The organism is Mycolicibacterium mageritense (genome assembly GCF_010727475.1).
In the GTDB taxonomy this organism is placed as follows: domain Bacteria; phylum Actinomycetota; class Actinomycetes; order Mycobacteriales; family Mycobacteriaceae; genus Mycobacterium; species Mycobacterium mageritense.
The window spans coordinates 6,452,491-6,464,787 of sequence record NZ_AP022567.1 but is presented as its reverse complement, the minus strand read 5'-3'; the positions used below and the strand labels follow the sequence as shown (position 1 = coordinate 6,464,787).

The following is a 12,297-nucleotide window of genomic DNA, read 5'->3' as shown; positions in this document are numbered from 1 at the left end:
ACGGGTTACCCGTGCCGCGGCCGGGCAAACATCCCGGCCGCGCTAGCGGTCCGCCGGCTCGTAACCGCAGATGGCCTCGACCTTGTCGGCCGACTTGCTGGACGGATCGAACTCGTAGCCGAGCCACTCGCGGGCCAGCCGGCGCGCCAGTTCCAGGCCTACGACGCGCTGCCCGAAGCACAGCACCTGGGCGTTGTTGGACAGCACCGAACGTTCCACCGAGAAGCTGTCGTGCGCGGTGACGGCCCGGATGCCGGGCACCTTGTTGGCGCTGATCGCCACCCCCAGGCCCGTGCCGCAGACCAGCAACGCGCGGTCGGCCTTGCCCTCGGCAACCAGCCGGGCCGCGGCCACCGCGACGTGCGGGTAGGCGGTGTCCTCGTCGGCGCCGACCCCGACGTCGATGACCTCGGCGACCCGCTGATCGGCGGCGAGATCACCCTTGAGGGCTTCCTTGTATTCATATCCGGCATCGTCCGAGCCGACGACAACGCGCAGCGTCATTGGTTTTCTCCTGATCGGGTGGCAGTGATGCAGTCGGCGACGGTGCGGGCGCACAACGCCAGTGAGGTGGCACCGGCATCCGGCGTGCCGATGCTGCGTTCGGCGAGCGGCCGGGCCCGGCCGACCTTCGGCCGCAGGTCCGCGGTCGCGCGCGCAGCCTCCGTCGCGGTCTGGGCTGCCGCCGCCCATGCCTCCTGCCAGCTCTGGCCGTCGGAGACTCGGCGTTGCAGCTCCTCGACGAACGGCAGCAACGCGTCGAGCATGGTCTTGTCCCCCGGCGCCGCGCCGCCCAGCTGGATGAGCGCGTCATAGCCGTCGCGCACGCCGGCCGCCACCGTCTTGCCGTCCGGGGTACCGGTGTCGCCGAGCCGGGTGCCGAGCGCGGTGAGCAGCGCGCCCCACAGCACTCCCGACGTGCCGCCGGCCTTGGCGGCCCAGGCTTTTCCGGCCGCGGTCAGCACCGAGCCCTGACCGGCCCCTTCGGCGACCGCGGCGGTCGCGGCTTCGCGCGCCGCCGACGATCCCTTCACCATGCCGCGCCCGTGGTCGCCGTCGCCTGCGACCGCGTCGATGCGGCCGAGCTCGTCTTCGGCATCGGCAAGCACGTCTGCCATCGCGCCGAGGGCTCGCGCAGCCAGCCGGCCGCCCGCGCGGCCCGCGTCGTCGGACAGATCCGCCACATGTGTTGCGGTAGCGCGGTTTTCACTGTCGTCGGCAGAACGGAGTTCGCCGGACTGCGGTTGCTGCGCGGCGCCCTTCTTGTATGCGGGGGTGTCGGCCGGGGCCGTCCAGTACTTTTCCAGTTCGTCATCGAGCCACATCACGGTCAACGAGCAGCCCGCCATGTCGAGGCTCGTGACGAGCTCACCGACCTCGGGTTCGACCACGGTGTAGCCCCGTTCGCGCAGCAGGCGCGACGCCTCCCCCCACACCACGAACAGTTCCTCGTACTTGGTGCGGCCAAGTCCGTTGAGGATCACCGCAATCCGCTTGTCCGCGGCATCGGGCCGGTCGGCAAGCACACCGTCGACGAGTGTCGCGGCCAGCCCCGCCGCGGTCGGCATGGCCTCGTCGGCGACGCCAGGCTCCCCGTGGATGCCCAGGCCCAGGCCCATGTGACCCTGTGGCACGGTGAACAGTGGATGGTCGGCACCGGGCAGTGTGCAGCCGTCGAACGCCACGCCCAGCGTGCGGGTGGCGGCATTGGCGGCCTCGGCGACCCGGATGACGCCCGCCAGGTCCAGCCCGTCCTCCGCGGCCGCACTCGCGCACTTGAAGACGGTGAAATCGCCTGCGATACCGCGTCGTTTGGCTTCTTCGCCGCGCGGCGCGCTGGCAATGTCATCGGTCACCGCGAAATAGTGCGCATCGATGCCCTCGCTGCGCAGTTGGGTGACCGCCAGACCGAAGTTCATCACGTCGCCCGCATAGTTGCCGGTGGTGAGCAGCACTCCGGCATCCCCGTGGGCTGCGCGTGCCACCGAAGCGGCTTCTTCGGCCGACGGCGAGGTGAAGATGTTGCCCACGACGGCGCCGTCGGCGAATCCGGGGCCGACCGTCCCGCAGAACGCGGGATAGTGACCCGATCCCCCGCCGATCACCACGGCGACCTTGCCCGGCCGCGTGCGGTGCGCGCGCACCACGCCGCCTGGTACACCGCTGACGTACCGGGAGTTCGCGTCGAGGAATCCGACGAGCATGTCCTCGGTGAAGCGTGCCGGATCGTTGAAGAGCTTGGTCATCGCAGCCGTTCCCCTGAATCGCTGTCGAACAGATAGACGCGTTCGGCCGGTGCCGTGACGACGACCTTCTGTTCTGGTTCGTAGTTTTCGGCGGCAGGCGTCTGTACGACGATGCCTTCCTCGACACCGGACACCGTGCTGGTGGCCAGCCCGAACTCCAAAAGGTGTTCGAAGTAGGCCACCGTGGTGCGAATGCCCGCGGCGGCGGTGTCGGTTCGCAGCGCGCAGTCCTGCGGCCGGATCCCGACCGTGACGCGCGTGCCGTCGGCGACTCCCGTCACCGCGGTGTCGAGGGCTCCTGAGCCGGAGCCGATTTCGACCGTGGTACGGCCGTCGGCAACGCGCGCGACCCCGGGCAGCACGTTGATCTGCGGTTCGCCGACGAACTGCGCCACGAACAGGTTGGCCGGATCGTCGAACACCTCGTCGGGTGTGCCGAACTGCTGCACCACCCCGGCGTCCATCACCGCGAGCCGGTCGGCGAGCGACAGCGCCTCGACCTGGTCGTGCGTGACGACGATGGTGGTGTAGCCGAATTCCCGTTGCAGCACCTTCAATTCGCGTCGCACCCGCTGCCGGGCCGACGCGTCGAGGTGGCTCAACGGCTCGTCGAGCAACAGCACCGGAGGGTTGCGCACCAAAGCCCGCGCGAGCGCGACCCGCTGCTTCTGGCCACTGGACAACCCGGCAGGACGCAGGTCGAGCATGTCGTCCATCTCGAGGCGGCGGCTGATGGCCGCGACCAACTGTTCGGCGCCCTTGACCTTGCGGGCCTTCAAGCCGTAGAGCAGGTTCTCCCGAACCGACATCGGCGGGTAGAGCGCATAGCTCTCGAACCCGACTCCGATGCCCCGCTTGGCCGCGGGCAGCTGCGACACTTCGCGGTCGCCGATGCGGATCGACCCGCTCGTCACGGTTTCCAGGCCGGCGATCATCCGCAGCGTGGTGGTCTTGCCACAGCCCGACGGCCCGAGCAGCGCAACCAGCTCACCCGGCTCGATCGCCATGTCGATGCCCTTGACGGCCTGAAAGCTCTCCCGGCCGCGGGCCGAGTACGTCTTGACCAGGCTGGTGAGGGTCAGGCTCTGCGCCGTCGCGGGTGGCGCCGCGGTTGCCGTGGATGTCACTGTGCCGCCTCCAATGCGGAATCCTGTTGGCCGAGTCGCGCGGTGTCGCCCTCACCGGCCGCGAACACGTGGATGTCGGAATCGGCGACCGTCATGGTGACCTCGGCGCCTTCGTCGACGCCTTCCCGCCCCGACGCGAGCACGATCAGATGCGTGCCGCCGATGTCCACGGTCAGCTCGACGTTGCGGCCCAGCCGTTCGGCCAGCAGCACCCGGCCGCGCAGGTCGCCCTGGCCCGCGGTGACGTGGATGTCACACGGCCGCAGCCCTACTCGCACGCGGTCGCCACGTGCGCAGTCGAGCCCCGCGGGTATCGAGACACCGAAGGAGCCGTCACCCAGCTGGATCCGGTTGTCGTCGACCACACCGTCGATCAGGTTGATCTCCGGCTGACCGAGCGCCTTGGCGACGAACGTGTCGGCGGGCCTGCGCCAGATCTCCTCGGGCGTGCCGATCTGGACCAGCGTGCCCGCACGCATCACCGCGATACGGTCCCCGAGCGCCAACGCCTCCTGATAGTCGTGGGTCACGTAGATGGTCGTGGTGTTGCTCATCGCGCCGAGCTGCTTGAGCTCGGCACGCATCGCGGCGCGCAGCTTGGCGTCGAGGTGGCTGAGCGGCTCGTCGAGCAGGTACACGTCGGCAGGCCGCACCAGCACGCGGCCCAAGGCCACGCGCTGCCGCTGCCCGTTGGACAGTTCCCGCGGAAACCGCTTCTGCAGGTGGTTGATTCCCAGTGTCGAGGTCACCTGGTCGATGCGCTGCGCGCGTTCCTGCTCGGAGTACTTGCCGGTGCGTCCCGATTTCAGGGGGGACGCCAGGTTCTCCGCAACGGTTTTCTGCGGGTACAGCGCGTAGCTCTCGAAGGCCATCGCCACATTGCGGTGGTATGGCTCCACCCGGGTGACGTCGACGCCGCCGATGTGGACCGATCCCGAGTCGATGTCGATCAGCCCGGCAACGGATTTCAGTGTGGTGGTCTTGCCGGCGCCGCTGGGGCCGAGGATCACGAAGAACTCGCCGTCGGTGATGTCCACCGAAAGACCGTTGACGGCCCTGGTCTTGCCGAATGTCTTGTGCACATCGGCAATCGAGATTGTTGCCATCAGGCTTTCACCGCCCCGAACGACAGGCCGCGCACCAGGTACCGCTGAATGGTCAGAGCCAGGATCAACGGTGGGAGCGCGGCGATGATGGCGGCCGCGGCGGTCAGGTTGTAGTACGCCTGCCCACCGCCGCCGAGGAATTTGGTGATCGCGACCGTCACCGTGCCGGCATTGGTGTCGGCGAGGATGAGCGGGAACACGTAGTTGTTCCACGCGAAGATGAACGCGAGCAGCGCCGCGGCGGCGATGCCGGGCCGCACGATCGGCAACGCGACCATCAGGAACGCGCGCCGCCGCGTGTAGCCGTCGAGCAGTGCGGCGTGCTCGAGATCCTCCGGCAGATCCTGGAAGTACGACCGCAGGATCCACACCACGAGCGGCATGGTGACCAGCTGCAGCACCCAGATCATGCCGACCTTGGTGTCGAACAGGCCGATCTGGTTGTAGATCACGAACAACGGCACGATCACCATCAGCTCGGGCGCGAACCGGAACGACAGCATGTTGAACATGAGGTCTTCACTGCCGCGGAACTTCCAGCGGCCGGCCGCGTAGGCGGCCGGGATGCCGATCACCAGCGACACGATCACCGCGCCACCGCAGTTGAGCAGACTCGTCAGCAGTGACGCCTTGAAGTCGACGCTGGTCATCTGCGTGCCCTTGTCGGAGAGCACCGTGGCGAAGTTCGACCACGTCGGGCTGAACGAGAAGTACGTGGTGGTCTGCTGTTCGGCGTTCTTCAGCGCGAGCATGACCATCCAGAAGATGGGGAACAGCGAGAAGACGAACCAGAACACCAGACCGATGTCTGCGGTGACCGATCCGATCGACAGCCGCTTCTGGCCCGGCAGGAGTTCGGTTCTGTTGAAGAGGGCCATGGGTCAGGACTCCGCTCCGGCAGCTCGGCGCTGCGCCTTGCCCAGCACGCTCACCAGGTAGCGCGCGGTGATGAACACGATGATCCAGAGCAGCAGCATGTATGTGCTGCCACGGGAGTAGTCGAGGTTGATGATGGAGTCCTCGAAGGCGCCGATCTGCAGCGTGCGGGTCGCGACGCCGGGGCCACCCGCGGTCAGCACGTAGATGTGGTCGAACACCTTGAGGTTGTCCATGAACCGGAAGATGACCGCGACCAGGATGTAGGGCCACAGCATCGGCAGCATGAGCTTGCGGAACATGTAGAACCAGTTGGCACCGTCCACCTCTGATGCCTCGAACGGCTCCTTGGGCAGCGACCGGATGCCGGCCAGCACCAGGATCGCGACGAACGGCGTGAAGATCCACAGGTCGACGAGGATCACCGACCACAGCGCGTTGGTGGACGACAGCCAGTCGAACGTGTTGCCCAGTCCGAGAACGTGGTTGAGGATGCCGAACTGCGGGTTGAACATCAGCTTCCAGATCACGCCTGCGATGACCGGCGCGATCATCAGCGGGAGGATCAGCACCTTCTCGAACAGTTTGCCGATCATCGACGACCGGTTGAGCAGCAGCGCCAGGCCAACCCCGAGCACCGTCTCGATACCGGTCGCGACGATCGCGAAGATCACCGTGACCTTGACGCTCTGCCAGAAGATCTGGTCGCCCAGAACCGATTTGAAGTTGTCGAACCACACGAAGTGCGGATCGGGATTGACCGCTGCGTAGTTGAGGAAGGCGTAGTAGGCACCGACCACGAACGGGTACAGGATGCCGATGACGATGACCAGTGCGGGAATCGACAACAGGTAGGGCCGCAGGCGGCGACGCCAGGCGGGTACCTCGGGCAGGGCTCGGGCAGTGCGCTCGGCGGCCTGTTCGCCTGGGCCCGCGGGGGCCTTGGATGTCTGCGTTGTCATGGTGGCCGGCTCCTAGAGGTTGACCTTGGAGGTGTTGGTCTTGGCCAAGCTGCGCAGCCGGGAAGCCGCGTCGTCGCCGCCGTAGATGTCCTGCAGTGCGACCGCCCAGTCCTTGGTGGTGTCGAAGAACTTGGTCTGCGGCGTGAACTGGATCTTGGACTGCCCGATCACGGTCTCGAATGCGTCGAGGTAGCCGTATTGGTCGGCCGCGATGCGTTTGAACGTGGTGTCGAACACCGACTTTCGGACCGGGTCGGCGTAGATGCCGCCCTCGACGGCCTGGTTCATCGAATCCTTGCCGGTGGCCCACTGGATGAACAGCCAGGCCGGCAGCTTGTTCTTCGACATGGAGTTCATCGCCCAACTCCACGTCCACAGGTTGGTCTTGTAGTTGCCGTCCGGGCCGGCCGGGCCCGGATACCACCCGAGGTTGCCTGCCTCGGCGCTCGCGCCGGGCTTGTTCTTCGGGTACGTCGCGCTGTCCGCGTCGTAGACCATCATGGCCTTGCCGTCGCCCAGATCACCGGTGGCGTTCGGATAGTCGTAGGTGGTCCACGACGTGGGACCGGCCTTGTGCTGCATCTCGATCCACTTCTTGGTGTAGGCGACCGCCTTGTCGCTGTCCATCTCGGCGACCAGCTCGGTGCCGTTGAACGTGTAGTCCACGGCGCCCTCACGCACGTATTGCGTCATGAACCCCGGGTGAATGGTCGCCCACGACTTGGAGCCTCGGGTCGCGATGCCGTAGCGGTTCTGCGACCGGTCGGTCAGGTCGATCGCGAGCTGGATGAAATCGTCGAAGTTGTCCGGCAACTTCTTGATCCCGTGCGCGTCGAAGTACTTCTTGTTGTAGGCGACGACGTTGTTCTCGAAGCCCCACGGGATCGCCCACTGCCCGCCGGTACCCAGCGGATGACCCAGCGTGAAATCCCACCGGGTCGACGTCCGCAGGCCCTCGAAGATGTCCTCGAAGTCGTAATCGGGTCCGGTCGCCGACGAATTCTGCAGCCAGGGACCGAGATCCTCGATCCAGCCCGGCGGGCCGTACTGCCAGATGAAGTAGGCGCCGAGCATGAACGCGTCGTGTTTGCCCGTGCCGCCTGCCAATTCGGTGTTGAGTTTGGTGAAGTAGTCCGCTTCCGGCACCAGGTCGACGTTGACCGTGATCCCGGTCAGCTCCGTGAACTCTTTGAGCAACGGCTGATACGACTGCTGGTACGGATGCGGGGTCTGCAGGATGTTGATGGTGGATCCGGCTGCCTTGCGCCAGTCGAAACCACCGCTGACGTCCGAGGCACCGTTGGGGGCCGAGATCCGTCCGCCGACGCCGCACGCACTCAGTACGGGCAGGCTCACCGCCGCAGCGCCGGCAAGGCCCATGGCGGCCAACATGTTTCGCCGCGACAGTCGTCGTTCGCCGAGGCCGGGCTGAAATTCTCGTGTCATGGAATGCGACCTTCGCCTATGCGGGGATCAGGGAGACCTTGACCGATTCCTTCCCGCTGGCCACCAGATCGAGGCCCTTCTGGAACTCGGTGAGCGGCAACTGGTGGGTGCAGATCTCGTCCATCGGCAGGATTCCGGATTCGATCATCTTGATGGCGGCGGGCCAGCAGTACGGGCCGAGGTGGGCGCCCAGCACGTCCAGCTCCTTGTCGTCGCTGATGATGCTCCAGTCGACCGTGACGTCGCTGCCGAAGACGCCGTACTCGACGTAGCGGCCGAGCTTGCGCAGCAGGTTCAGTCCTTGCGGTACGGCCGAGGTGTGCCCCGTGCCCTCCAGGTACACGTCGGCGCCGTAACCGTCGGTGAGTTCCTTGACGATCTGCTCGGCATTCTGTTCGGCGATGTTGATGGTGAGATCGGCACCGCACTTCTCGGCGAGCTTGAGCTTCTCGGGCGCCAGATCCAGCGCGATGACCCGCATCGGGTTCTTCGACTTCGCACCGGCGATCATGCCCAGGCCGATCGGGCCGCAGCCGGCCACGACGACGGTGTCCTCAAACGTGATCTGCGCCCGCTCGACGGCGTGCAGCGCGCACGACAACGGCTCGGCGAACGCCGCATGGGCGGGCGGGATGTCCGCGGACACCTTGTGCACCAAGGCTTCTGCCGGGTACACCATGTAGCTGGCCATGGCGCCGGGGGTGCGGCGCTTGAAACCGTAGAGGTCGTGCGGCTGGCACATGTGGTATTGGCCGCGCTTGCAGAATCGGCATTCCCAGCACGGCACGATCTGCTCGGACACCACGCGGTCGCCGACCGCGATGCCCCATCGTGTCGCGGCCTCGTCGTCGAGTTCCACGACCCGGCCGACGAACTCGTGGCCGGGGATCACCATGGTCTCGGCCCAGGCCGGGCGGTTCTCGTCGCCCCAGAACTTGGCCGCGCCGTGGTAGCACTTCAGGTCACTGGCGCAGATGCCGACCGCTTCGACGCGGATCAGTGCCTCACCGGGGCCGCGTTGCGGAACCGCGACCTCCTCGAGGCGGTAGTCATGGGGGCCGTGACACACGACTGCCTGCATCTTTTCGGGAACCTGACCGGATTTGAGATCGGACACCGCTGACACCTTTCGCACTGTGGTTGCAGTCACATTAACCAACGTATGCACATATGTCCAGAACAATTGTTCAGCGAATATTGACCGTGAACAGATGTTCAGTGCCATACTCGTGACGTGCCCCGGTCCGCGCAGCCACCCTCCTCGGCCGGTGTCGACGGTCCATCCCCCGACACCGAAGCCGGCCACTTCCCGGCCTCGTTGCTGTACGCAGCAGCAAAGATGTACTACAACGAGGACGCCACGCAGGCCGATGTCGCGGCCCAGCTCGGAACCAGTCGCGCGACGGTCAGTCGGCTACTGGCAGAAGCGAAACGCCGAGGGATCGTCAGAATCGAAGTGGTGCCACCGGCAGAAGTCGGTGCGGGCGACGTGGCCGATCAGCTAACCAGGGCGCTCGCGTTGAACACCGTGTACATCAGCCATGCCCTCCCCACTCCGGGCCCCGGCCGGTCTGCGGTCGACGTCATGGGCGGCGCGCTGGCGCCGGCTGTCGGCCGGGCGTTGGCCGCGGCGGGACTGCTGCCCGGCGATGTGCTCCTCGTGTCGTCGGGTCGCACGGTGTACGAGGTCGCCCAGTATGAACTCGTCGACCTTCCGGGTGTCCTGGTGGCACCGACCGTGGGTGGCAACGATCAGCCCGAAGAGTGGTATCAGACCAACGAGATCACGCGGCTGGTGGCCAATCGGGTCAACGGCAGGCCGAACTACCTGTTCGCGCCCGCGTTGCCGGGCCCCGACCTGTACCCGTCGCTCCTGAACGACCCGAGCATCCAGCGGGTGCTGCACCTGTGGCCGCGGGCGCGGTGCGCGCTGATGGGTGTCGGCGCACCGCCGCTGATGCGTTCGGACATCCCACAGTTCGTCCCCACCGAGTCGAGTTCGCTGCGCGCCGCGGTCGGTGACGTGTGTTCGCGGTTCTTCGACCGGGACGGTGAGGCCGTCGAATTCGACGGCAGCGACCGGCTGATCGCGGTGGAACTCGAAGCGCTGCGCCATGTTCCGGTCACCATCGCGGTGGCCATCGGCAAGGACAAGGTCGACTCGATCATCGCGGGCGCCCGCGGCGGATATTTCAATCAACTGGTGACCGATCCCGCAACGGCCACCGCGATCCTGGAGAGTACGGAGTCGGTATGACCAACGCGCACGAACCCCGCTACAGCGGGGCGCTGCGACTCGACGGCAAGCGGGCCCTGATCACCGGGGCCACCAAGGGCATCGGTGCCGACATCGCGCGGGCATTCGCCGCCGCGGGTGCCCGGCTGGTGCTCAGCGGCCGGGACACCGGCGAGCTGGACGCGGCGCAGTCCACCCTGGCAGACGAGTTCGGCGTCGACGTGCACGCCGTGGCAGCCGATCTCGCGCAGCCGCAGGGCCCGGCCGGGCTCGCAAAGGCCGCGGCCGCAGCGTTCGGTGGGCTGGACATCCTGGTCAACAACGCCGGCATCTCACATCCGCAACCCGTGATCGACACCGACCCGGCCTTGTTCGACGCGACCATCGCCGTCAACCTGCGCGCCCCCGCACTGCTGGCGGCCGCGGTCGGGGCCGACATGGTCGCCGCGGGCACAGGTGGGGCCATAGTCACGGTCGCCTCGGCGGCCGCGCTGGCGCCGCTGCCCGACCACTACGCGTACTGCGCGTCGAAGGCCGGGCTCGTGATGGCCACCAAGGTGCTGGCTCGCGAACTCGGACCGCACGGGATCCGGGCCAACTCGGTGTGCCCCACCGTCGTGCTCACCGAGATGGGACAGCGGGTGTGGGGTGAGGAGGCCAAGGCGGCCCCGATGATCGCCCGAATCCCGCTGGGCCGCTTCGCGGTTCCCCACGAAGTGTCCGACGCCGTGGTGTGGCTGGCCTCGGATGCGGCAAGCATGGTCAACGGCGTCGACATTCCCGTCGACGGTGGCTACACGATGGGTTGACGTGCCAGCCGGTGCACCTGCTCGCGCGTGGCGGGGTACAACTCCTGCCACGTGGCGTACAGATCGTCGTAGAGCGCGCGGTTGTCCGCGTTCGGTTTGATCTCCGTGGCGATCTTCGCCCAGTCCGTGTCCGGCGGCACCAGCCCGACGCCGATCGCCGCCAGCAAGGCGTCACCATAGCTGGCACCGATGGCCTGCTCGGGCACCAGTTGCGGACGCCCGGTGATGTCGCTGAGCGCCTGGGCCCAGATCGGGCTGCGCAACCCGCCGCCGACCGCGACGGTCCTGGTGGCGTGATGGGCATCGTCGAACCGCTCGAGGATCTGGCGGATGCCGAACGAAATTCCCTCGTACGCGGCCCGGAACAGGTGGCCGCGGCTGTGCCGCAGGGTCAGTCCGGCCACCACGCCGCGCGCCTGCGGGTCGAACACGGGAGTGCGTTCGCCCGCCAGATACGGCAACACCAGCAGCCCCTCGCTGCCGGGCGGCACGGCTTGCGCCTCGGCCATCAACTCCTCGAACGACGCGCCACCCGTCACGGTCTGCAGCCATCCGATGAGGCTGCCTGCGGTCGACGTGCCTGCCGCCAGCGCCAGGCTGCCGTGTTCGATTCCGGCGGTGGTCCACAGTGCGGGATCGCTGTGGTACTCGTCGATGATCTGGACCAGGAACATCGTCGACCCGTACATCAGCATCTGGTCCCCCGGTCGGCGCACGCCGACCGAGAAGGCCTCGGAGTACGCGTCGACGGTGCCCGCCGACACCGGGGTTCCCGCGGGCACTCCGGTTGCCGCGGCAGCCTCGCGGGTCACGGTCCCGACCACATCGCTGGGCCACACCAGCCGCGGGAGCGGCAGGTGCCCGCAAATGCGTTGCGCCCATGGCTCATTCCATGCGAAATCGCGCGTGGCGTACAGCGGGTCGCACTGGCTGGCGGTGTGGTGATCGAGTACGTATTCGCCCGTGAGTTTGGCGGCGATGTAGGAGTTGGAGCCGTACCAGCCCGTGGCACGTTCGAACACCTCGGGTTCGTGGCGGCGGACCCATTCGAGTTTGGGCCCCACCGCCTGGCTGGACAGCAGGGTGCCCGCGCGTTGCAGGATCTCGGCCTGGCCGAACTCGGCGGTCAGCGCCTCGATCTCGGCCGAGGCGCGCGTGTCGATGCCGTACAGGATGGCTGGGCGCAGGGGCCGCAGATCGTCGTCGCAGAGCACCAGGCACGGGCCGACGCCGCTGACGCACATCCCGGCCACCGCGCCGCCAGCGGGCAGCTGGGCCATCAGCGCCTGACTGATCTGGCAAACCTCACGCCACCACAGGTTTTCCGCATCGACCTCGGCCCATCCCGGCCGCGGCAGGTCCATCGAATGCGCGACGGTCTCCGTGGCAATCACTGAACCCGAGGCGTCGACCAGGACGCCCTTGGTGCTCCCCGTTCCCATGTCGATTCCGAGCAGCAAGTCCACGCGACAACCCTACGTCGGCACCG

General features: G+C 67.2%; 11 protein-coding genes. 2 read left to right on the top strand and 9 right to left on the bottom strand.

Annotated features, from left to right (window positions below; translation table 11 throughout):
* Positions 1 to 42: 42 nt before the first annotated feature.
* From derI1 to eltD, 8 genes are all read right to left on the bottom strand, one after another.
* Positions 43 to 504, bottom strand: coding sequence for a D-erythrulose 4-phosphate isomerase DerI1 (derI1, locus tag G6N67_RS31110; RefSeq protein ID WP_036441998.1), 462 nt, complete (start codon positions 502 to 504; stop codon positions 43 to 45).
* A complete protein-coding gene (derK, locus tag G6N67_RS31105) occupies positions 501 to 2,246 on the bottom strand; it encodes a D-erythrulose 4-kinase (RefSeq protein ID WP_036441995.1) in 1,746 nt (581 codons plus the stop codon). Before derK ends, derI1 begins: the two co-directional genes overlap by 4 nt.
* Positions 2,243 to 3,373: an ABC transporter ATP-binding protein gene (locus tag G6N67_RS31100; RefSeq protein ID WP_036441992.1), complete on the bottom strand. Its 1,131-nt coding sequence runs from the start codon at positions 3,371 to 3,373 to the stop codon at positions 2,243 to 2,245. The genes derK and G6N67_RS31100 overlap by 4 nt, the downstream gene beginning before the upstream one ends.
* Positions 3,370 to 4,479, bottom strand: a complete 1,110-nt coding sequence (locus G6N67_RS31095; protein ID WP_036441990.1) for an ABC transporter ATP-binding protein — start codon at positions 4,477 to 4,479, stop codon at positions 3,370 to 3,372. Before G6N67_RS31095 ends, G6N67_RS31100 begins: the two co-directional genes overlap by 4 nt.
* Positions 4,479 to 5,357 carry a carbohydrate ABC transporter permease gene (locus G6N67_RS31090; RefSeq protein ID WP_036441988.1) on the bottom strand — a complete coding sequence of 293 codons (879 nt, stop codon included), beginning with the start codon at positions 5,355 to 5,357 and terminating at the stop codon, positions 4,479 to 4,481. The genes G6N67_RS31095 and G6N67_RS31090 overlap by 1 nt, the downstream gene beginning before the upstream one ends.
* Before the next feature lie 3 nt (positions 5,358 to 5,360).
* Complete coding sequence (locus tag G6N67_RS31085) at positions 5,361 to 6,317, bottom strand: carbohydrate ABC transporter permease (protein ID WP_036441985.1); 957 nt, start codon at positions 6,315 to 6,317, stop codon at positions 5,361 to 5,363.
* Between the two features lie 12 nt (positions 6,318 to 6,329).
* Positions 6,330 to 7,709: an extracellular solute-binding protein gene (locus G6N67_RS31080; RefSeq protein WP_163642547.1), complete on the bottom strand. Its 1,380-nt coding sequence runs from the start codon at positions 7,707 to 7,709 to the stop codon at positions 6,330 to 6,332.
* 70 nt (positions 7,710 to 7,779) lie between these two features.
* A complete protein-coding gene (gene eltD, locus G6N67_RS31075; protein ID WP_036442327.1) occupies positions 7,780 to 8,844 on the bottom strand; it encodes an erythritol/L-threitol dehyrogenase in 1,065 nt (354 codons plus the stop codon).
* Positions 8,845 to 8,997: 153 nt separating this feature from the next.
* Between eltD and G6N67_RS31070 the strand changes: the two genes are divergently transcribed.
* Both G6N67_RS31070 and G6N67_RS31065 read left to right on the top strand, forming a co-directional pair.
* Complete coding sequence (locus G6N67_RS31070; RefSeq protein WP_036441979.1) at positions 8,998 to 10,020, top strand: sugar-binding transcriptional regulator; 1,023 nt, start codon at positions 8,998 to 9,000, stop codon at positions 10,018 to 10,020.
* Entirely contained in the window at positions 10,017 to 10,808 is a 792-nt protein-coding gene (locus G6N67_RS31065) for an SDR family NAD(P)-dependent oxidoreductase (protein WP_036441976.1), read from the top strand. The genes G6N67_RS31070 and G6N67_RS31065 overlap by 4 nt, the downstream gene beginning before the upstream one ends.
* Here G6N67_RS31065 and G6N67_RS31060 read toward each other — a convergent pair.
* Positions 10,793 to 12,274, bottom strand: a complete 1,482-nt coding sequence (locus G6N67_RS31060) for an FGGY-family carbohydrate kinase (protein ID WP_036441973.1) — start codon at positions 12,272 to 12,274, stop codon at positions 10,793 to 10,795. The two genes, G6N67_RS31065 and G6N67_RS31060, sit on opposite strands and share 16 nt — an antisense overlap.
* Positions 12,275 to 12,297: the final 23 nt, after the last annotated feature.

Excerpts from the sequence above, each read along its gene's own strand:
- G6N67_RS31095 (WP_036441990.1), bottom strand. The coding sequence starts at position 4,479 with ATGGCAACAATCTCGATTGCCGATGTGCACAAGACATTCGGCAAGACC.
- G6N67_RS31090 (WP_036441988.1), bottom strand. The coding sequence starts at position 5,357 with ATGGCCCTCTTCAACAGAACCGAACTCCTGCCGGGCCAGAAGCGGCTG.
- G6N67_RS31065 (WP_036441976.1), top strand. The coding sequence starts at position 10,017 with ATGACCAACGCGCACGAACCCCGCTACAGCGGGGCGCTGCGACTCGAC.
- derK (WP_036441995.1), bottom strand. The coding sequence starts at position 2,246 with ATGACCAAGCTCTTCAACGATCCGGCACGCTTCACCGAGGACATGCTC.
- eltD (WP_036442327.1), bottom strand. The coding sequence starts at position 8,844 with ATGCAGGCAGTCGTGTGTCACGGCCCCCATGACTACCGCCTCGAGGAG.
- G6N67_RS31085 (WP_036441985.1), bottom strand. The coding sequence starts at position 6,317 with ATGACAACGCAGACATCCAAGGCCCCCGCGGGCCCAGGCGAACAGGCC.
- G6N67_RS31080 (WP_163642547.1), bottom strand. The coding sequence starts at position 7,709 with ATGTTGGCCGCCATGGGCCTTGCCGGCGCTGCGGCGGTGAGCCTGCCC.
- derI1 (WP_036441998.1), bottom strand. The coding sequence starts at position 504 with ATGACGCTGCGCGTTGTCGTCGGCTCGGACGATGCCGGATATGAATAC.